The organism is Streptomyces sp. NPDC041135 (genome assembly GCF_055592085.1).
Genome location: NZ_JBVIYZ010000003.1, coordinates 426,236 through 445,259 on the forward strand (window position 1 = coordinate 426,236; position 19,024 = coordinate 445,259).

Genomic DNA, 19,024 nt, shown 5'->3' on the forward strand with positions numbered 1-19,024 from the left:
CTCCCCGGCGCCTGCCACCCGGCGCGGCGAACACCCGCCGCCCGCGCGCGTCGAGCGCCCGGCGAACGGCCCGGGGGAAGCCTACGACCGGGGTACGACAGCCGGCCGCGCCCCTCAGCCCGGTGGCCGGATGTTCCAGCCCGCGATCACCGGACGCCCGTGTTCCGTGCTCAGCCGGCCCAGCGTCCCGGTCGCCAGCTGGAACAGGGCGCCGTCCGACGGCGGCAGGCCCAGCCGGCGGGCGGTCAGCACCCGCAGGAAGTGGCCGTGGGCGACGAGCAGGACGACGCCCTCGGTGTTGGCGAGCGCGGCGTCCACCTTGGCCAGCACCCGGTCGGCGCGTTCCCCGACCTGCTCGGGGGTCTCTCCGGGACGCTCCGGCGGTCCCGGGGCGACGCCGTCGGTGAACAGGAACCAGCCGGGCCGCTCGCGCTGGATCTCCACGGTGGTCACGCCCTCGTACCCGCCGTAGTCCCACTCGCGCAGGTCGGTGTCGACGCGCGCGTCGTGCACCCCGATGAGCTGGGCGGTCTCCCGGGCGCGCTGGAGCGGGCTGACCAGGGCGGCCCCGATGCGGTGCGAGCGGATCAGCGGCATCAGCCGGCGTGCCTCCTCGCGCCCGTGCTCGGTGAGGGGCACGTCCGTCCGGCCGGTGTGCCGTCCGGAACGCGACCACTCGGTCTCACCGTGCCGGACCAGAAAGAGATCACCCATGGTCCCAGGCTAGATCCTTCCGGGCCGCTGCATCCGTCCGCCCGGGCCCGCTACTGCCGGTAGCCGCTGAGGAACCGGCCGATCCGGCCGATCGCCGCCTCCAGGTCCTCCGCGTGCGGGAGGGTCAGGATGCGGAAGTGGTCGGGTGCGGGCCAGTTGAAGCCGGTGCCCTGGACGACCTGGATCTTCTCCTGGAGCAGCAGGTCCAGGACGAACTTCTCGTCGTCGTGGATGCGGTGGACCTTGGGGTCCAGGCGCGGGAAGGCGTACAGCGCGCCCTTGGGCCGGACGCAGGAGACCCCCGGGATCTCGTTGAGCCGCTCCCAGGCCACGTCGCGCTGCTCGCGCAGCCGCCCGCCCGGGGCGGTGAGTTCGCGGATGGACTGGCGGCCGCCGAGCGCCGCCTGGATGGCGTACTGGGCGGGCGCGTTGGGGCACAGGCGCATGGAGGCCAGCATGGTCAGGCCCTCCAGGTAGTCGCGCGCGTGCTGCCTGGGGCCGGTGACGACCAGCCAGCCGGAGCGGAAGCCCGCCACCCGGTAGGTCTTGGACAGGCCGCAGAAGGTGAGCACCACCAGGTCGGGGGCGAGGGCGGCGGCCGAGTGGTGGACCGCGTCGTCGTACAGGATCTGGTCGTAGATCTCGTCCGCGAAGACCATCAGGCCGTGCCGGCGGGCGAGGTCGAGCATGCCCTCGACGATCTCCTTCGGGTAGACGGCGCCGGTGGGGTTGTTCGGGTTGATGATCACCATGGCCTTGGTGCGGTCCGTGATCTTCGCGGCCATGTCGGCGAGGTCCGGGTACCACTCGGCCCGCTCGTCGCAGAGGTAGTGCACCGCGGTGCCGCCGGCGAGCGTGGTGACGGCCGTCCACAGGGGGAAGTCGGGGGCCGGGACGAGGATCTCGTCGCCGTCCTCCACCAGTGCCTGCACGGCCATCGACACCAGCTCGGAGACGCCGTTGCCGAGGAAGACGTCGTCGACGCCGACCTCGAGGCCGAGCGTCTGGTAGCGCTGGGCTACCGCCCGGCGGGCGGAGAGGACGCCGCGCGAGTCCGTGTAGCCGTGGGCCCGCGGCAGCATCCGGATCATGTCCTGGAGGATCTCCTCCGGCGCCTCGAAGCCGAAGAGCGCGGGGTTGCCCGTGTTCAGGCGCAGCACGCTGTGGCCCGCCTTCTCCAGCGCGTCGGCGTGCTCGATCACCGGGCCGCGGATCTCGTAGCAGACCTCGCTGAGCTTGTTCGACTGCCGGAACTCCATGCGCGCTCGCCCCTCCGGTTGATGTGTTGCTTGGTTTTACCAAGTTCGAGCTTGGAAAGTCCAACAACATGTCTAGACTGCGTCGCATGTCACCGCGCCGAAGCTACGACCAGTACTGTTCCGCCGCCCGCGCCCTCGATCTCGTCGGCGACCGCTGGACCCTGCTGATCGTCAGGGAGCTGCTGGGCGGCCCCCGCCGCTACACGGACCTGCACGCGGACCTGCCCGGCGTGAGCACCGACGTCCTCGCCTCGCGGCTGAAGGACACCGAGCGGGACGGACTGACCACCCGGCGGCGGCTGCCGCCCCCGGGAGCCGCCTACGTCTACGAACTCACCCCGCGCGGAGCCGCGTTGCTGCCCGTGCTGCAGGCCCTCGGCGCATGGGGGCAGGCCGAGCTGGGGGAGCGCCGGCCCACCGACGCGGTGCGCGCCCACTGGTTCGCGCTGCCGCTGCTGCGCGGCATCGAGGGCACCGGTCTGGTCGAAGTGTCCTTGGAGGAGGGCGAGTTCCACCTGTACGCCGGCGCGGAGTCCGGACCCGTGTACGGCGAGGGGCGGGCCCCCGGTGAACCGGACGCCCGGCTGGTCATGGATTCCGCCACCTGCGCCGCGGTCGCCCGGGGCGAGTCGAGCCTGCGGGAGGCGGTCCGCGACGGGCGGATCGAGGTGTCCGGGGACGGCGCCGTCGCCAAGGCCCTGCGGGAGTCCCGGGACCGCTGAGGCGACCGGCTGAGAGGCGACCCGGCGGCGCGGGACACGCGCCGCCCGGGAAACGAGAAGGCCCGCCGCGGGGGCGGGCCTTCCGGTGCCGTGACGGGGGTGAGGGAGAGGGGTCAGGCGCCCGGCGGCACCCGGGACGGCCGTCCGGCGCCGCGGGTCAGCGCGTAGCCGCCGATGCCCGCCAGCGCGGCCAGCACACCGCCGACGGCCGTCCACACCCACCGGCCGGTCCACCAGCCGGAGGACCAGCCGTCGTCGGGGTCGACGGCCGACAGCACGGCCTGCGAACCGGACTCGTCCTCGTCGTCGGCGGACTTCACCGCGATCCCCGGGACCAGGGGCTTCGCCAGCGAGCCGTCCACGGCCGCCGCGCCCCCGACGTCCTTGGAGTCGACGCGGACCTCGGCGTTCACCGGCTGGCCCAGGTCGCCCTGTCCGAGGTTCACCACGGTCAGCCGGAGGTAGTACGTGCCGGGCAGCGGGTCGTCGGCCCACGGCTCCGACCAGGCGCGCACCGTGCGCAGCACGCAGGCGAGGTCCACCGAGGCGGTGCCCTCGGCGGCGGTGCGGGTCTGGGCGCCGTACTGGCAGGCCTGGCGGCGCCGCAGACCGTCGTACACGTCGATCTGCCAGGTCTGGGCGGCGTGCCTGCCGGGCAGCCGGACCGTCGCCTTCACGGTCGGGCGCTGACCCGTGTCGGCCGGGAACGACCAGTACAGGTAGTCGCCGGCCGAGCCGGACGCGGTGGCCCGCTGCCCCTGGTCGATCTCGGCCGCGGTGCGGAACGAGGTGCCCGCCTGGGTGGGGGCGGCGGCGTCGTCCGAGGCGCCGGGCGAGGGCGAGGAGTCGGCCGCGGCCGCCCCGGCGGTCAGGCCGGCGGCCAGCGGGAGGGTCAGCAGGAGGGTGCTCAGCACCCGGGTGATACGCATCAGTTGGTCCTCCAGACCGCGACCCGCCAGCGTGACAGCCAGCCCCACAGCAGACCCGCGACGAAGCCGGTCAGTACCAGCGCGCCCAGCAGCCACCAGCCGCGCCCGAGACCGAAGGCGGCCACGTCGTGCGCCGGGGACGGTCCGTCCACGACGTCCACCGTCAGCTCCAGCGGCAGGCCCGGGGTCGTCTTCACGCCCGCGGCCGCCGAGAAGGAGTGGGTGACCTGGAGGCAGACGGCTTCGGCGGTCGCCGTGTCGTCGTCGCTCTCCGGCCGCGGATAGCGCAGCCCCGCCGAGATCACGTCCGTACGGCCGGTGCCCGCCGACTCGCCCCGCACGATCTCCCGGCCGTGCTCCGTGACGGCCCGCAGCAGCACCCCGTAGTGGGGGTTCACGGCCCGGTCCGCCGCCACGCTCACCGAGGCCCGCAGCTCCTGGCCGGGGTCGAGGTCGACCCGGTACCAGCGCTGCTGCCCGAACTCCTCGCGGTCGCTGTACAGACCGGACTTCAGGGCGGGCGCCTTCGCGCACTCGCCGGCGCCCTCGGCGGCCACCGGCGTCACCACCGGATCGGCGGCCCGGTCCACCAGCTGGCCGACCCGGTCGCTGAGTTCCTCCTTGTGCTGCACGGAGGTGTAGGTGCCGCCGGTCGCGTCCGCGATGCAGCTGAGCTGGTCGCGGGTCTTGGCGTCCGGCACCAGGCCGAGGGTGTCGATGGTCAGCCCGATGCCCTTGGCGGCTATCTCGCGGGCCACCTCGCACGGGTCGAGCGGCTGGCAGGTGTCCTCGCCGTCGCTGATCAGCACGATCCGGCGGGTGCCGTCCCCGCCGTCGAGGTCGGTGGCCGCCTTGCGCAGCGCGGGACCGATGGGGGTCCAGCCGGTCGGTGACAGCGTGGCCACCGCCGTCTTCGCCTCGGTGCGGTCCAGCGGGCCGACCGGGTAGAGCTGTGCGGTGTCCTGGCAGCCCGTTCTGCGGTCGTCGCCGCGGTAGTTCGCGCCGAGTGTGCGGATGCCGAGCCGGACCTCCTCCGGGGTGGCGTCGAGCACCTCGTTGAACGCCTGCTTCGCGGCGGCCATCCGCGTCCCGCCGTCGATGTCCCGCGTGCGCATGGACCCGCTGACGTCCAGCACCAGTTCCACCTTGGGGGCGGCCTGGTCCGTCTCGCCGGCGGCCGCCGGGAGCGGGAACGCGATCCCGGCCGTCAGGACGGCGAGGAGGGCACCGACTCCCGCCGCCAGCCGTTGTCTTGTGATCATCGGCGGATCTTATTGACCGGATGCGCCGTGCTCCAAAACGGCCCGTCCCGGGCCGCTCAGCACAGCGGGTTCGGCAAGGCGGTCCACAGGTCGCCCGGGCTCTCGGGGGACAGCCGCATCAGCGTCAGCGCCTTGGCCGGAAGCGGCTGTTCGCACAGCGCCGTCAGGTCGGGCGTGGACGGCAGCCCGGGTACGGCCGCCCGCAGCGCCGCGCCCAGCGCCGCTTGGGAGCCCGCCGTCGCGGCCAGCGCCCCGGCCACCAGGGAGCCGAACAGCTTGCGGCGCAGCGCGGCTTGGTCGTCGGTGACCAGACGGCCCGTCAGGGGTGGTGGTGCGATGCCGTGCCGGGTGAGGCGGGCGGGGCTGATCCGGACGTCGGCGAGGTCGCGGTAGACAAGCCGCAGCGGGGTGCCGGACGCGGACAGGACGACCAGGAGGTTCTGGCCGTGCGCCTCCAGCGCCACCCCGAGGTCCAGCAGGCGTAGCCCGACGGTCAGGGCGAGCCGGGTGAACGCGGCCTGCCAGCCGGGGGACGCGGGCAGTCCGGTGGCCGGGAGCGCGGCCACCGGCAGCACGTGCTCGCCCGGCGCCGCGTACCGCAGCGGCGACTCGCGCAGCATCGCCGCCAGGTCGGGGGAGCCGGCCGTCACCGCGCCCAGCGTGCGGGTGACGTGCAGCAGCCCGTCGGTGCGGGCCGCCAGGCCGGCCGCGAACGACGACAGGGCCGCCGCCGCGCCGACCGAGTACCGGGAGATGTCCCGCACCGACGAGGTCAGCCGGGCGCTCAGCGCGGTCTTCACCTGCGGCCCGCCGGCCAGGGCCAGTGTGCGCAGCGACATCAGCGGATGCGCCGGCCGCCAGCGGTCGCAGTCGCGCTTGAGCACGTGGGCCGCCTGCCACGGGTGCACCGGGATCAACAGCCGCTCGCGGTCGCGCAGTTCGTCCGGCCACGACCCCGACACCAGGCACTGCGCCGCCGCGACCGGCACCGTCCCCAGCTCCACCACCGGCCGGTGCTCCGGCCCGTAGGCCAGCTCGTCCGCCACCGTGAACCCCGGCCGGGAACGGCAGCCCGGGTGGAACGGATGCCCGTCCACCACCCGCTGCTCCCACTCCCAGTCCGCCGCCGGCCACTCCTTCGGGTGATCCTCCCGGTTGGCCCGGGACAGCGCCAACGAAGCGACGCTGTGCGCGAGTTCGGCCGCGAAGGACGTTCCGTGCGGTACCGCCAGGTCCGCCATCAGACGCGCCGGATCGTCGTGGCGCACCCCCGCCGCCCGGACCTCGGTGACGTACGCGCCGGTCGCGTACGGGTCGGCGGGCGGGCCGTCCAGGGTCCGCCCGTCCGCGAGCCGCAGGGCCAGGCCCCCGGCCCCGGCCGACCGGCCGGTGATCCAGGGCAGCGGCTCATGGGCCAGGGCCCGCCACAGCCGGGTCAGCACGGCGGCACGCGCTCCGGGCAGCTCGGCCGCGTAACGGGCCACCAGGGCGGGGCGCACCGCGGCGAGTTCCTCGGCGACCTCGGTCTCGGCGGCGGGGGGACGGTACACGGAGGGCTCCTCATGTCGGCCGGACAGCACGGAAGCGGACAGCACAGAAGACATACTGATCGCGATCGGACCCGGACGTCAGAAAAGTGGATCCGCGTGGACCCCATGCCCCCCAGCGACCCCGACGCGGAGCGCGCCGACGCCTACGCGGCCGCCCCGCTGCTCAACTGCCTGCTGCGCGAGGTGGCCCAGCCGGTCCCGGCCGCCGCCGGGGACGGTCCGGTCCACCGGCTGCCGGGCAGCGGCCGGCTGCTGCGGGTGCGCCCCGGCCGCCGGCCCACCGCCCCCGAGGTGCGCGCGCGGGGCGCCTGGCACCGCCTGGACCACACGGAACTGGTCAAACTGGTGGCCGAGGAGCTGCGCCGGCACACCGGGGTCCCCAACGACGACCTGCCCACCGAGATGATCGACAGCTGGGAGGCGGTCGCCGCGCTGCTCGCCGCCCGCGCCCGGGCCACCCCGCCCGCCGACCGCTATCTGTGCTCGGAGCAGTCCCTGATCACCGGCCACCCCTACCACCCCGCCCCCAAGGCCCGCGGCGGCGGCCCGGTCACCGCCTGGCTGCCGTACGCCCCCGAGGCGCACGCCCGCTTCCCGCTGGCGCTGCTGGGCGTGCGCGAGGACCAGGTGGCCGAGGAGGGCGACACCGGCGCGCTGGACGCCCTGGGCAGCGCCCCGCCCGGCTACCGGCTGCTGCCCGCCCACCCCTGGCAGCTCGACCTCGTCGCCCCCGTGCTCGCCCCGGCCCTCGCCGACGGCCGGCTGCTCCGGCTGGGCACCACCTCCTTCGAGGTCTGGCCGACGGCGGCCGTGCGCACCGTGTACGAGCCCGGCCGCGACCTGTTCCTGAAGTTCAGCCTCGACGTCCGCATCACCAACGACATCCGCCGCCTGTGGCGCCACGACCTGCGCCGGCTGGGCCGCGCCGACCGGGCCGCCCGGCTCGCCCTCGCGGCGGACGGCTCCCCGGCGGCCTGGCTCGCCGACCGCGGCTACCGCACCGCCCGCTTCGCCTTCGAGGAACTCGCCGTCCTGGTCCGCGACGGGCTGCGCGGCCACCTGCCGCCCGGCGCGACCCCGCTGCTGGCCGCCGCCCTCGCGGAGGGCTTCGACGGCGACCCGCTCACCGCCGCCCCCGATCCGGCCGCCTGGTGGGAGGCGTACCTGCGCCAGGTCGTGCCGCCCGCGCTGACCGCCTTCGCCGACCACGGCGTCGTCCTGGAGGCGCACCTGCAGAACTGCCTGATCGCCGTGGACGCGGCCGGTCTGCCCGTGCGGGCGCTGTTCCGGGACGCCGAGGGCGTCAAGCTGTTGCCGGAGGTCACCCGGGCCGAGGGGTGGGAGCGGCTGGTGTACTGCCTGGTCGTCAACCACCTCACCGAGATCGCCGCCGCCCTGGCCGAGCGGCACCCCGGGTTCGACCCCTGGCCCGCCGCCCGCCGCGAACTCGCCCGGCACCCCCTGCCGGAGATCCCGGCGCTGCTGGCCGCCCCCACCCTGCCCGGCAAGACCAACCTGCTGCTGCGCTGGACCGGCGCGGACGGCGCCGACGCCCGCTACCTGCCGCTGCCCAATCCGCTGTCCGGGTGAGCGCTGACTTACCCTTGCGGGTGTGCTGCGCGACGTGACTGCCCTGCGATACGTGACCCCGCTGCGGTCCGGCGGCTCCGTCCCCGCGGTCGTGGAGGCCGACGACCTCGGCACCTACGTCGTGAAGTTCACCGGTTCGGCGCAGGGGCGCAAGGCGCTGGTCGCCGAGGTGATCGTGGGCGAGCTGGCGCGGGCGCTCGGACTGCGCTTCCCGGAGCTGGTGCTGGCGCACTTCGACCCGGCCATCGCGGCGGACGAGCCCCTCCAGGAGGTGCGGGAGCTGCACGGCGCCAGCGCGGGCGTCAACCTGGGCATGGACTGGCTGCCGGGCGCCCGGGACTTCACCCCCGAGGTCGCGGAGGTCTTCGACGTCGACCCGCTGGAGGCGGGCCGGATCGTCTGGCTGGACGCCCTCACCGTCAACGTCGACCGCACGGTCCACAGCTCGAACCTGATGGTCTGGCCCACGCTCGGCGTCGCGCCGCCGCGGCTGTGGCTGATCGACCACGGCGCCGCCCTCGTCTTCCACCACCGCTGGGACACCTCGGAACCGCGGAAGGCGTACGACTTCCGGCACCACGCCCTCGGGCGGTACGGGCCCGACGTCCGCGCCGCCGACGCCGCGCTCGCCCCCCGGGTGACCGAGGAGCTGCTGCGCGCGGTCGTCGCCGAGGTGCCCGACGCCTGGCTGACCGACTTCGCCACCCCGGAGCGGATGCGGGAGGCGTACGTCGCCTACCTGCTCGCGCGGGTGCGGGCGTCGGCCGACTGGCTGCCGACCGACTTCCCCGGCCGCGAGGAGCTGGCGGACGAGGACGCCCGGCGCGCCGCGCGGAGCCGGCGGGCCCGCCCCGACTGGCTCCGGCACGTCCCCGACCTGCATGGGAAGCCCGCCGCCCGGCAGGACTGGTCGGCGCACCTGGGATGAGCCGGGCGGCCGCCCGTCAGCCCTTGAGCCGCTCGTAGGCCGGCAGGGTGAGGAAGTCGGCGTAGTCCTCGTCGAGGGAGACCTGGAGCAGCAGGTCGTGGGCCTGCTGCCAGTGCCCGGCCGCGAAGGCCTCCTCGCCCAGCTCCTCGCGGATGCGGGCCAGCTCCTGGGCCGCGACCTCGCGGGCCAGCTCGGGCGTCGCCTTCTCGCCGTTCTCGAACTCGACGCCGGCGTTGATCCACTGCCAGATCTGCGAGCGGGAGATCTCGGCGGTGGCCGCGTCCTCCATCAGGTTGAAGATGGCGACCGCGCCGAGGCCGCGCAGCCAGGCCTCGATGTAGCGGATGCCGACCTGGACGGCGTTGACCAGGCCCGGGTACGTCGGCCGGGCGTCGAGGGAGTCGACGGCGATCAGGTCGGCCGCCTCGACGTGGACGTCCTCGCGCAGCCGGTCCTTCTGGTTCGGCCGGTCGCCGAGGACCTTGTCGAAGGACTCCATGGCGATCGGGACCAGGTCGGGGTGGGCGACCCAGGAGCCGTCGAAGCCGTCGCCGGCCTCGCGGTCCTTGTCGGCGCGGACCTTCTCGAACGCCACCTTGTTGACCTCGGCGTCGCGCCGGGACGGGATGAAGGCCGCCATGCCGCCGATGGCGTGCGCGCCGCGCTTGTGGCAGGTGCGCACCAGCAGTTCGGTGTACGCCCGCATGAACGGGGCGGTCATCGTCACCGCGTTGCGGTCCGGCAGCACGAACTTCTCCCCGCCGTCACGGAAGTTCTTGACGATGGAGAACAGGTAGTCCCAGCGGCCGGCGTTCAGCCCGGAGGCGTGCTCGCGCAGTTCGTAGAGGATCTCCTCCATCTCGTACGCGGCCGTGATCGTCTCGATCAGCACGGTGGCGCGGACGGTGCCCTGCGGGATGCCGACGTAGTCCTGGGCGAAGACGAACACGTCGTTCCACAGGCGGGCCTCGAGGTGCGACTCGGTCTTCGGCAGGTAGAAGTAGGGGCCCTTGCCGAGGTCCAGCAGGCGCTGGGCGTTGTGGAAGAAGTACAGCCCGAAGTCGACCAGGGCGCCGGGCACCGGACGGCCGCCGGCGTCGGTGAGGTGCCGTTCGGTGAGGTGCCAGCCGCGCGGGCGCATCACGACCGTCGCCAGCTCCTCCTGCGGGCGCAGGGCGTAGGACTTGCCCGAGCGCGGGTCGGTGAAGTCGATGCGGCGGGTGTAGGCGTCGATCAGGTTCAGCTGGCCGAGGACCACGTTCTCCCAGGTGGGCGCGGAGGCGTCCTCGAAGTCGGCGAGCCAGACGCGCGCACCCGAGTTGAGGGCGTTGACGGTCATCTTGCGGTCGGTGGGGCCGGTGATCTCCACCCGGCGGTCGTTCAGCGCGGCCGGGGCGGGGGCGACCCGCCAGGAGTCGTCCGCGCGGATCGCGGCGGTCTCCGGCAGGAAGTCGAGCGTGGAGGTGCGGGCGATCTCGGCGCGGCGCTCCGCGCGGCGGGCGAGGAGTTCGTCACGGCGCGGCGTGAACCGCCGGTGCAGCTCGGCCACGAAGGCGAGCGCCGCGTCGGTGAGGACCTCGTCCTGCCGGGGCAGGGGCTCGGCGTCGACGATGGCCAGCGGGGACGGCGCTGGTGCGGACATGAGCGGTCACTTCCTTCGAGCGAGCTGTTTCAGCGAACCATGGGCAACGCCACCATGCCCTGGCACTGGGTGCCAAGGGGCAGGAACAGGGGCATAAGGCGCCCGCGGAGCGGCCAGGCGCTTCTGAACAGTGGATAATAGTTTCCTCATGGTGGAAGTTCAATGGTTTGTTGATATCGAGATTCTCCGGGTCGAGGCAAGGTGGCGCTCGGTGCCACCCCGCTCACCGGAGGTTCACTCCAGGCGCGCCAGATCCTCGGCGGTGTCGATGTCGTACGGCTCGGCCACGTCGCCGCACTCCACGAGCCGGATCTGCCGCTCCCGCGCCGCGAGGTAGGCGCGCGCGCCGCGATCCCCCGTGGCGGCCTCGGCGACACCGGCCCAGTGGGCGGAGCCGAACAGCACCGGATGGCCGCGCACCCCGTCGTAGGCGGCGCACACCAGGGACGTCTCGTCCCCGGCCGCGGCCAGCACCCGGGCCACCGCCCGCGCCCCGATGCCCGGCTGGTCCACCAGGCTGACCACGGCCGCCGGCACGCCGGTGCCGGCCAGCGAGGCGAGTCCGGCACGCAGCGAGGAGCCCATGCCCCCGGCCCAGCCGGGGTTGTCCACCAGCACGCAGCCGGTGAGGTCGGCCCGTTCGCGCACCTCCTCCGCCCGGGCGCCGAGGACGACGTGGACGCGGGCGCAGCCGGCCGCGCGCAGCACCCCGACCGCGTGCTCCACCAGCGGGCGGCCCCGGTGTTCGAGCAGTGCCTTGGGCCGTCCGCCGAGCCGTCTGCCGCCGCCGGCGGCGAGCAGCAGCCCGGCCACCTCGGGGGCGCGCTGGTCCTGGTTGTCCGTCATCCGTCCTGCATACCCGACGCCGGGACGGGCGGCCGGTCGCGGGGGGCTGAATTTCGGTCCGCGCTGTGGCGCGTGCGGCGCCGGGTGGCGTTTACTGACCCGCGTCCCCGGCGCCTGACCGACGCCACCGGGGCGACGGGGGGATCGCGGGGTGCGGGCGCGGGCGAGGCGTGAGGGGGCGGACTGTGTTGCACGACGTGGAGCAGAGGCCGGTGACCGGCGGCGACGAGGACGTGCGGGTGGCGCGGCTGCGGACGGCGGTGTCGCGGCTGCGCCGCGGACTCGCCGCGCTCCCCGCGGGGTTCCCCGACCGGGCCGTCGCCGAGGACGAACTGGCGGCGCTGGCCGCGACGGCCGCCGGGGGCGTGCCGGAGATCCGGCGCCTGCGCCGCTCCCTGTTACTGGTCGCGGGCGCGGTCGGCTCGGTCAGCGCGCTGGCGCGGGACCTGTCGGAGGTACGCGCCGCCGTGGACCTCTTCGGCGAGCCGCCGCGGCGGTAGGAACCGCGGGAGCGCGAACCGGGCCGGAGTGGCCCCGCGGACCTGGTGGCGGGTGTGCCCCGCCCGGGCGTCCGGGCGGACGGGCCCTGGGCTCAGCCCTGTCCCTGGCTGACCAGTGCGGCGGACAGCTCGTCGGCGACCTGCTGGAGCACCGGGATGATCCGGCCGGTGGCCGATTCGGTGACGCGGCCGGCCGGGCCGGAGATCGAGATGGCGGCCGCGGTGGGGGAGTCGGGGACCGACACCGCCAGGCAGCGCACGCCCACCTCCTGCTCGCTGTCGTCGACGGCGTACCCCTGGCTGCGCACGTCCTGGAGGGCGGCGAGGAAGCCGTCCGGTGTGGTGATGGTCCGGTCCGTCGCGGCCGGCATGCCCGTCCGGGCGAGCAGGGCGCGCACCTCGTCGTCCGGCACCCCGGCCAGCAGGGCCTTGCCCACGCCCGTGGAGTGCGGCAGCACCCGGCGCCCGACCTCGGTGAACATGCGCATCGAGTGCTTCGACGGCACCTGGGCCACGTACACGATCTCGTCGCCGTCCAGCAGCGCCATGTTCGCCGTCTCGCCGGTCTCCTCCACCAGTCGCGCCAGGTAGGGCCGTGCCCAGGTGCCCAGCAGCCGGGACGCGGACTCGCCGAGGCGGATCAGGCGCGGGCCGAGGGCGTAGCGGCGGTTCGGCTGCTGGCGTACGTATCCGCAGGCGACGAGCGTGCGCATCAGCCGGTGGATGGTCGGCAGGGGCAGCCCGCTGGTCGCGGACAGCTCGCTGAGGCCGACCTCGCCGCCCGCGTCCGCCATCCGCTCGAGCAGATCGAAGGCGCGCTCGAGGGACTGGACCCCGCCGCCGTTGGCGGACCGGGCGGAGTCGGTGGTGCTGGCGCTGGACGTCGGCACGGCACGTTCCTTTCGAACTGGCGGAAGGGCAGAAGCCTACCCGGCGGCCGGTTGACTCCCCGCTTGGACGTAGCTACGTTCTGTCTATCGGAATTGTAATTCCGCTTTGTGGAAACGTCCAGAGTGGGCACTCGGGGTCCGCCGTCCAGAAGTGTGCCTCTTGACGGCGCCCGAGCGGGAGTGAAGACTTCTTCAACAGTTCGTTGAATTTCATGCTCCGTAGAGAGGGGTACGGGTGTCCGACGCCGAACTGGTGCTGCGCTCGACGCGCGTCATCACCCCGGAAGGGACGCGGCCGGCCACGGTCGCCGTCTCCGCCGGCACGATCACCGCCGTCCTGCCGTACGACGCCGGGGTGCCGGCCGGCGCCCGGCTGACGGACCTCGGCGACGACGTCCTGCTGCCCGGCCTGGTCGACACCCACGTCCACGTCAACGATCCCGGCCGCACCGAGTGGGAGGGCTTCTGGACCGCCACCCGCGCCGCGGCGGCCGGCGGCATCACCACCCTGATCGACATGCCGCTCAACTCCCTCCCGCCGACCACCACCGTCCCCCACCTGCGCACCAAGCAGGACGTGGCCCGGGACAAGGCGCACGTCGACGTCGGCTTCTGGGGCGGCGCGCTGCCCGGCAACGTCAAGGACCTGCGCCCGCTGCACGACGCCGGGGTGTTCGGCTTCAAGGCCTTCCTGTCGCCCTCCGGCGTGGACGAGTTCCCCCACCTCGACCAGGACGGGCTGGCCCGGTCCATGGCCGAGATCGCCGGCTTCGACGGCCTGCTGATCGTGCACGCCGAGGACCCGCACCACCTGGCCGCCGCCCCGCAGCGCCCCGGCCCCAAGTACGCCGACTTCCTCGCCTCCCGCCCGCACGACGCCGAGGACACGGCCATCGCCGGCCTCATCGACCGGGCCAGGCGCCTCGACGCGCGCGTGCACGTCCTGCACCTGTCCTCCGCCGACGCGCTGCCGCTGATCGCCGCCGCCCGCGCCGAGGGCGTGCGGGTCACCGTGGAGACCTGCCCGCACTACCTCACCCTGACCGCCGAGGAGGTCCCCGACGGCGCCAGCGAGTTCAAGTGCTGCCCGCCCATCCGCGAGGCCGCCAACCAGGACCTGCTGTGGCAGGCGCTCGCGGACGGCACGATCGACTGCGTCGTCACCGACCACTCGCCCTCCACCGCCGACCTCAAGACGGACGACTTCGCCACCGCCTGGGGCGGCATCTCCGGGCTCCAGCTCAGCCTGCCGGCCGTCTGGACGGCCGCCCGCGAACGCGGACACGGCCTGGAGGACGTGGTCCGCTGGATGTCCACGCGCACGGCGGAACTCGCCGGCCTGGACCGCAAGGGCGCCATCGCGGTGGGCCGCGACGCCGACTTCGCCGTCCTCGCCCCCGACGAGACCTTCACCGTCGACCCGGCCGGCCTCCAGCACCGCAACCGCGTCACCGCCTACGCGGGCAGAACGCTGTCCGGCGTGGTGAGGTCGACCTGGCTGCGCGGCGAACCCGTCCTCGCGGACGGCCGCTTCACCGCGCCGAAGGGCCGGCTGCTCACCCGCCCGCACTGACCCCGGCCACCTCTTCCCGACCTCCGCGACCGCAGCGGCCGACTCCCGAAAGGATCCCCTGATCACCGTGACGGCGATACCGAGCTTCACCGGCGACGCGAACCCCTACGGAGGCGGCGACCCCTACGCTGACTACCGCACCGCCGACTTCCCCTTCACCCGGTACGCCGACCTCGCCGACCGGCGGCTCGGTGCCGGTGTCATCGCCGCCAACGACGAGTTCTTCGCCCAGCGCGAGAACCTGCTGGTGCCCGGGCGGGCCGAGTTCGACCCCGAGCACTTCGGGCACAAGGGCAAGATCATGGACGGCTGGGAGACCCGCCGCCGCCGCGGCACCGGCGCCGAGGACCCCTGGCCCACCGCCGAGGACCACGACTGGGCACTGGTACGCCTGGGCGCCCCTGGCGTGATCCGCGGCATCGTCGTCGACACCGCCCACTTCCGCGGCAACCACCCGCAGGCCGTGTCGGTCGAGGGCGCCTCGGTGCCCGGCTCGCCGTCGCCGCGGGAGCTGCTGTCCGGCGACGTCAAGTGGACGACGCTCGTACCGCGCACGGCCGTCGGCGGCCATGCGGCGAACGGGTTCGCCGTCCGTGCCGAGCAGCGCTTCACCCACCTGCGCGTCAACCAGCACCCCGACGGCGGCATCGCCCGGCTGCGGGTGTACGGCGAGGTCGTCCCCGACCCGGCGTGGCTGGCCGTCCTGGGCACCTTCGACGTGGTCGCCCTGGAGAACGGCGGCCAGGTCGAGGACGCCTCCGACCGCTTCTACTCCCCGGCCACCAACACCATCCAGCCGGGCCGCTCCCGCAAGATGGACGACGGCTGGGAGACCCGCCGCCGCCGCGACCGGGGCAACGACTGGATCCGCTACCGGCTGGCCGCGCAGTCCCGGATCCGCGCCGTCGAGATCGACACCGCCTACCTCAAGGGCAACAGCGCGGGCTGGGCCGCCGTGTCGGTGCGCGACGGCGAGGACGGCGCCTGGCGGGAGATCCTGCCGCGCACCCGCCTCCAGCCCGACACCAACCACCGCTTCGTCCTCCCGGAGCCGGCCGTCGGCACGCACGCGCGCGTGGACATCTTCCCCGACGGCGGCATCTCCCGGCTGCGCCTGTTCGGCTCGCCGACCGAGGACGGCGCGGCCGGGCTGGCCGCCCGCCACCAGGAACTGGGCGGCTGACACCCCCCGCACGCGCGCGCGTGGGCGCACCGGCTCGACAGCACCGGTGCGCCCCACGCGTCGCCCGCAGCCGGCGGCGGCGCCGGGACAGGCGTCCCGGGCGGGCCGGAACTTCTGACTCCGTCCGCGGCGTTCCCCTCCCGTGACTCTTCAGCAAGACATCGTCGGTACCGCCATGCAGATGGCGGTCGTCAACCTGCACCCCGGGCAGACCGTGTACTGCGAGGCGGGGAAGTTCCTGTTCAAGACGGTGAACGTGACCATGGAGACGCGGCTGTCCGGGCCGTCCGGCGGCCGGCAGCCCGACGGCGCGGGCGGCAGCGGCGGCATGGGCGGCATGCTGCGCCAGGCCATGGGCACTGCCATGCAGGCGGGCCAGCGGATGCTGGCCGGCGAGTCGCTGGCGTTCCAGTACTTCACCGCCCAGGGCGGCCAGGGCACCGTCGGCTTCGCGGGCGTGCTGCCCGGGGAGATGCGCGCCCTGGAGCTGGACGGCACACGCGCCTGGTTCGCCGAGAAGGACGCCTTCGTGGCCGCCGAGTCCACCGTCGACTTCGGCATCGCCTTCCGGGGCGGACGCACCGGCACCAGCGGCGGTGAGGGCTTCGTCCTGGAGAAGTTCACCGGCCGGGGCACCGTGATCATCGCGGGCGCCGGCAACTTCATCGACCTGAACCCGGCCGACTTCGGCGGCCGCATCGAGGTCGACACCGGCTGCGTGGTCGCCTTCGAGGAGGGCATCCAGTACGGCGTCCAGCGCATCGGCGGCCTCGACCGGCAGGGCATCATGAACGCGGTGTTCGGCGGCGAGGGCCTGTCCCTGGCCACCCTGGAGGGCCACGGCCGGGTCATTTTGCAGTCCCTGACCATCGAGAGCCTGGCCAACGCCCTGAGGAAGGCCCAGGGCGGCGACAAGCAGGGCCCGACCGGCGGACTGTTCTCCACCCACACCGGGTGACCCGGACGGTGAAAGTCCCTGGCCGGAGATCATCGCGCCCGGTACGGTGAGCGCTTCCGCGTGCGAGCCGCCGACGTCTCCACCCCGCCCCTCGGAGACCGGGAGAGCCGCCCCCATGTCGTCGATCGCCGTCCCGGGCGCCGCCCTGGCGCCCCGCCGTGCCTGGCACACCGACCTGCCCGTCCTGCTCGTCGCGGTGTTCTGGGGCGCCAGCTACCTCACCGCGAAGGACATCACCACCGCGCGCACCGTGCTCGCCGTCCTGGTGCTGCGGTTCGCCGTCGTGCTGCCCGTGCTGGCCGTCGCCGGACGGCGGTCCCTGCGTGCCCTCACGGGCGTCCAGTGGCGGGGCGCGGCCCTGCTCGGGCTCGTCCTCAGCGGTGTCTTCCTGCTGGAGACCTACGGCGTCGTGCACACCTCGGCGACCAACGCCGGCCTCATCATCAGCCTGACCATGGTCTTCACTCCGCTCGCCGAGGCCGCCGTCACCCGCACCCGGCCCCCGCGGGCCTTCCTGGGCGCGGCGGCCCTCTCCGTGCTCGGCGTCGCCCTGCTCACCCAGGCCGGCGGCTTCACCCGGCCCTCCGCGGGCGACCTCCTCATGCTGCTCGCCGCGCTCGTCCGCACGCTGCACGTGCTCGCCATGTCCCGAGCCCGGGCCGTCCGGGGCGCCGACGCGCTGTCCCTCACGACGGTCCAGCTGGGCACCGCCGTCGCCGTCTTCGCCGCCTTGTCGGCGGGCGGCGGACCGGCGCCCTGGACCGTGGCCGCCGGCTTCGGGCCCCGCGCGTGGGCCGGCCTGCTGTTCCTGTCCGCGCTGTGCACCCTGTTCGCGTTCTTCGTGCAGATGTGGGCCGTGCGCCGCACCTCACCCTCCCGGGTCAGCCTGCTGCTGGGCACCGAGCCGCTGTGGGCCGCGGCGGCCGGGATCGCGCTCGGCGGGGAGCGGCTCGGGCTCCTGGGCCTCGCGGGCGGGGCGCTGGTCCTGCTGGGGACGGCGTGGGGGCGCCGGGCGGCGGGCTGACACCCCGCGGGACCCACCGGACGCGACGGCCGGCCACCCCTAAGGGGCGCCCCCGCCGGACCCGGCCGCCCCCTAATGCCCGCCCCTGCCGGTGTACGACGCGCGCCCTGCGAGCAGGAACACGAAGGGCAGGGCGCCGGCCGCCCGCCGCGGGAAGCCGGGCACCCGCCGTGCCGCTCGTGCGTTGACCGTGCACGGGCCACGCCGGGGCCGCCGGTACGCCCGGGAGCGACGATGGGGGAGCGATGGAGCACGTGATCGACCTGGGCCAGTTCGGGGACCGGTTCCGCACCGACCCGCACGCCGTGTACGCGCGGCTGCGCGAGCGCGGTCCCGTGCACCGGGTCCGGGTACCGGCCCCCGACCAGTACCAGGAGGCCTGGCTGGTGGTCGGGTACGAGGAGGCGCGCGCCGCGCTCGCCGACCCCCGGCTGGCCAAGGACGCCACCACCCTCGGGGTCCGGTTCCAGGAGGAGGAGCTGATCGGCAAGCACCTGCTGTTCGCCGACCCGCCCCAGCACACCCGCCTGCGCGGTCTCATCGCGCGTGCCTTCACCATGCGCCGGGTGGAGCGGCTGCGGCCCAGGGTCCAGGAGATCACCGACCGGCTGCTGGACGAGATGCTGCCGCACGGCCGGGCCGACCTCATCGACGCCCTCGCCTACCCGCTGCCGATCACGGTGATCTGCGAGCTGCTCGGCGTCCCCGAGATGGACCGCGCCGCGTTCCGCAAGCTGTCGACGGAGGCCGTCGCCCCCACCGGCGCGGACAGCGAGTACGGCGCCTTCGTGGCCCTCGGCGAGTACCTGACCGAGCTGATCGCCGACAAGCAGCGCGCCGAGCCGAGCGACGACCTGCTCAGCGACCTGATCCGGACCACCGCCGAGGACGGCGACCGCCTCTCCCCGGACGAACTGCGCGGCATGGCCTTCCTGCTGCTCATCGCCGGTCACGAGACCACGGTCAACCTCATCGGCAACGGCGTCCTCGCCCTGTTCACCCACCCCGACCAGCTGGCCGACCTGCGCTCCGACCCGAGCCTCCTCGACAACGCGGTCGAGGAGATGCTGCGCTACGACGGGCCGGTGGAGAACGCCACCTACCGGTTCGCCGCCGAGCCCCTGGAGATCGCCGGCCGCAGCATCGCCCAGGGTGAGCCCGTGATGATCGGACTCGCCGCCGCCCACCGCGACGGCGCCCGCTACGCCGGGCCGGACCGCTTCGACATCCGCCGCGACACCCGCGGCCACCTCGCCTTCGGCCACGGCATCCACTACTGCCTCGGCGCGCCGCTGGCCCGGCTGGAGGGGCGCATCGCGATCGGCTCTCTGCTGGCCCGCGCCCCCGGCCTGGCCCTGGACGGCCCGGCCGACGACTGGCTCCCGGGCACGCTGATGCGCGGGGTGCGCAGCCTGCCGGTGCGCTGGTAGCCGGGCGCGGGCGTCGGCGTCGTA

Annotated in this window: 17 protein-coding genes; 9 read left to right on the plus strand and 8 right to left on the minus strand. The window is 74.4% G+C overall.

Features of this window, described 5'->3' with window-relative positions:
- Positions 1-114: 114 nt before the first annotated feature.
- Together ACZ6CZ_RS10120 and ACZ6CZ_RS10125 are read right to left on the minus strand one after the other, a co-directional pair.
- A complete protein-coding gene (locus ACZ6CZ_RS10120; RefSeq protein WP_469017429.1) occupies positions 115-714 on the minus strand; it encodes a histidine phosphatase family protein in 600 nt (199 codons plus the stop codon).
- A gap of 50 nt (positions 715-764) precedes the next feature.
- Positions 765-1,973, minus strand: a complete 1,209-nt coding sequence (locus ACZ6CZ_RS10125; RefSeq protein WP_469017431.1) for a pyridoxal phosphate-dependent aminotransferase — start codon at positions 1,971-1,973, stop codon at positions 765-767.
- 86 nt (positions 1,974-2,059) lie between these two features.
- Here ACZ6CZ_RS10125 and ACZ6CZ_RS10130 point away from each other — a divergent pair, with 86 nt between their 5' ends.
- Positions 2,060-2,695, plus strand: coding sequence for a winged helix-turn-helix transcriptional regulator (locus tag ACZ6CZ_RS10130; protein ID WP_469017434.1), 636 nt, complete (start codon positions 2,060-2,062; stop codon positions 2,693-2,695).
- Positions 2,696-2,808: 113 nt separating this feature from the next.
- Here ACZ6CZ_RS10130 and ACZ6CZ_RS10135 read toward each other — a convergent pair whose 3' ends face one another.
- The 3 genes from ACZ6CZ_RS10135 to ACZ6CZ_RS10145 are packed head-to-tail and all read right to left on the minus strand — an operon-like array spanning position 2,809 to position 6,436.
- Positions 2,809-3,624: a hypothetical protein gene (locus tag ACZ6CZ_RS10135; protein ID WP_469017437.1), complete on the minus strand. Its 816-nt coding sequence runs from the start codon at positions 3,622-3,624 to the stop codon at positions 2,809-2,811.
- A complete protein-coding gene (locus tag ACZ6CZ_RS10140; protein WP_469017439.1) occupies positions 3,624-4,886 on the minus strand; it encodes a VWA domain-containing protein in 1,263 nt (420 codons plus the stop codon). Before ACZ6CZ_RS10140 ends, ACZ6CZ_RS10135 begins: the two co-directional genes overlap by 1 nt.
- A 56-nt stretch (positions 4,887-4,942) precedes the next feature.
- Positions 4,943-6,436, minus strand: coding sequence for an IucA/IucC family protein (locus tag ACZ6CZ_RS10145; RefSeq protein ID WP_469017442.1), 1,494 nt, complete (start codon positions 6,434-6,436; stop codon positions 4,943-4,945).
- 105 nt (positions 6,437-6,541) lie between these two features.
- Between ACZ6CZ_RS10145 and ACZ6CZ_RS10150 the strand changes: the two genes are divergently transcribed.
- Together ACZ6CZ_RS10150 and ACZ6CZ_RS10155 are read left to right on the plus strand one after the other, a co-directional pair.
- A complete protein-coding gene (locus ACZ6CZ_RS10150) occupies positions 6,542-8,026 on the plus strand; it encodes an IucA/IucC family protein (protein WP_469017902.1) in 1,485 nt (494 codons plus the stop codon).
- Between the two features lie 22 nt (positions 8,027-8,048).
- On the plus strand, positions 8,049-8,954 hold the full coding sequence (locus tag ACZ6CZ_RS10155) for a HipA family kinase (RefSeq protein ID WP_469017444.1): 906 nt from the start codon (positions 8,049-8,051) through the stop codon (positions 8,952-8,954).
- A 16-nt stretch (positions 8,955-8,970) separates the two neighbouring features.
- On the opposite strand, the gene aceB is transcribed toward ACZ6CZ_RS10155, so the two are convergent.
- Both aceB and ACZ6CZ_RS10165 read right to left on the minus strand, forming a co-directional pair.
- Entirely contained in the window at positions 8,971-10,596 is a 1,626-nt protein-coding gene (gene aceB, locus ACZ6CZ_RS10160) for a malate synthase A (protein WP_469017447.1), read from the minus strand.
- A gap of 234 nt (positions 10,597-10,830) precedes the next feature.
- On the minus strand, positions 10,831-11,442 hold the full coding sequence (locus ACZ6CZ_RS10165; RefSeq protein WP_469017449.1) for a nucleotidyltransferase family protein: 612 nt from the start codon (positions 11,440-11,442) through the stop codon (positions 10,831-10,833).
- Between the two features lie 197 nt (positions 11,443-11,639).
- On the opposite strand from ACZ6CZ_RS10165, the gene ACZ6CZ_RS10170 reads away from it, so the two are divergent.
- Entirely contained in the window at positions 11,640-11,942 is a 303-nt protein-coding gene (locus tag ACZ6CZ_RS10170) for a DUF5955 family protein (RefSeq protein ID WP_469017452.1), read from the plus strand.
- A gap of 92 nt (positions 11,943-12,034) precedes the next feature.
- Here ACZ6CZ_RS10170 and ACZ6CZ_RS10175 read toward each other — a convergent pair whose 3' ends face one another.
- Positions 12,035-12,832, minus strand: coding sequence for an IclR family transcriptional regulator (locus tag ACZ6CZ_RS10175; protein WP_469017454.1), 798 nt, complete (start codon positions 12,830-12,832; stop codon positions 12,035-12,037).
- 235 nt (positions 12,833-13,067) lie between these two features.
- Between ACZ6CZ_RS10175 and allB the strand changes: the two genes are divergently transcribed.
- From allB to ACZ6CZ_RS10200, 5 genes are all read left to right on the plus strand, one after another.
- The gene (gene allB / locus ACZ6CZ_RS10180; RefSeq protein ID WP_469017457.1) at positions 13,068-14,405 is read left to right on the plus strand and encodes an allantoinase AllB; all 1,338 of its coding nucleotides are present in this window, start codon (positions 13,068-13,070) and stop codon (positions 14,403-14,405) included.
- 67 nt (positions 14,406-14,472) lie between these two features.
- Positions 14,473-15,588 (plus strand): allantoicase, encoded by a 1,116-nt coding sequence (alc, locus tag ACZ6CZ_RS10185; protein ID WP_469017460.1) that lies wholly within the window; start codon positions 14,473-14,475, stop codon positions 15,586-15,588.
- A 142-nt stretch (positions 15,589-15,730) separates the two neighbouring features.
- Complete coding sequence (locus tag ACZ6CZ_RS10190; protein ID WP_469017463.1) at positions 15,731-16,546, plus strand: AIM24 family protein; 816 nt, start codon at positions 15,731-15,733, stop codon at positions 16,544-16,546.
- A gap of 115 nt (positions 16,547-16,661) precedes the next feature.
- A complete protein-coding gene (locus ACZ6CZ_RS10195) occupies positions 16,662-17,570 on the plus strand; it encodes a DMT family transporter (protein ID WP_469017466.1) in 909 nt (302 codons plus the stop codon).
- Positions 17,571-17,815: 245 nt separating this feature from the next.
- Entirely contained in the window at positions 17,816-19,000 is a 1,185-nt protein-coding gene (locus ACZ6CZ_RS10200) for a cytochrome P450 family protein (RefSeq protein ID WP_469017468.1), read from the plus strand.
- Positions 19,001-19,024 lie beyond the last annotated feature (24 nt).

Bases quoted from the DNA above. Each gene is read 5' to 3' on its own strand.
- ACZ6CZ_RS10200 (WP_469017468.1), top strand. From the start codon at position 17,816: ATGGAGCACGTGATCGACCTGGGCCAGTTCGGGGACCGGTTCCGCACC.
- ACZ6CZ_RS10165 (WP_469017449.1), bottom strand. From the start codon at position 11,442: ATGACGGACAACCAGGACCAGCGCGCCCCCGAGGTGGCCGGGCTGCTG.
- ACZ6CZ_RS10120 (WP_469017429.1), bottom strand. From the start codon at position 714: ATGGGTGATCTCTTTCTGGTCCGGCACGGTGAGACCGAGTGGTCGCGT.
- aceB (WP_469017447.1), bottom strand. From the start codon at position 10,596: ATGTCCGCACCAGCGCCGTCCCCGCTGGCCATCGTCGACGCCGAGCCC.
- ACZ6CZ_RS10140 (WP_469017439.1), bottom strand. From the start codon at position 4,886: ATGATCACAAGACAACGGCTGGCGGCGGGAGTCGGTGCCCTCCTCGCC.
- ACZ6CZ_RS10130 (WP_469017434.1), top strand. From the start codon at position 2,060: ATGTCACCGCGCCGAAGCTACGACCAGTACTGTTCCGCCGCCCGCGCC.
- ACZ6CZ_RS10125 (WP_469017431.1), bottom strand. From the start codon at position 1,973: ATGGAGTTCCGGCAGTCGAACAAGCTCAGCGAGGTCTGCTACGAGATC.
- ACZ6CZ_RS10195 (WP_469017466.1), top strand. From the start codon at position 16,662: ATGTCGTCGATCGCCGTCCCGGGCGCCGCCCTGGCGCCCCGCCGTGCC.
- ACZ6CZ_RS10135 (WP_469017437.1), bottom strand. From the start codon at position 3,624: ATGCGTATCACCCGGGTGCTGAGCACCCTCCTGCTGACCCTCCCGCTG.
- ACZ6CZ_RS10150 (WP_469017902.1), top strand. From the start codon at position 6,542: ATGCCCCCCAGCGACCCCGACGCGGAGCGCGCCGACGCCTACGCGGCC.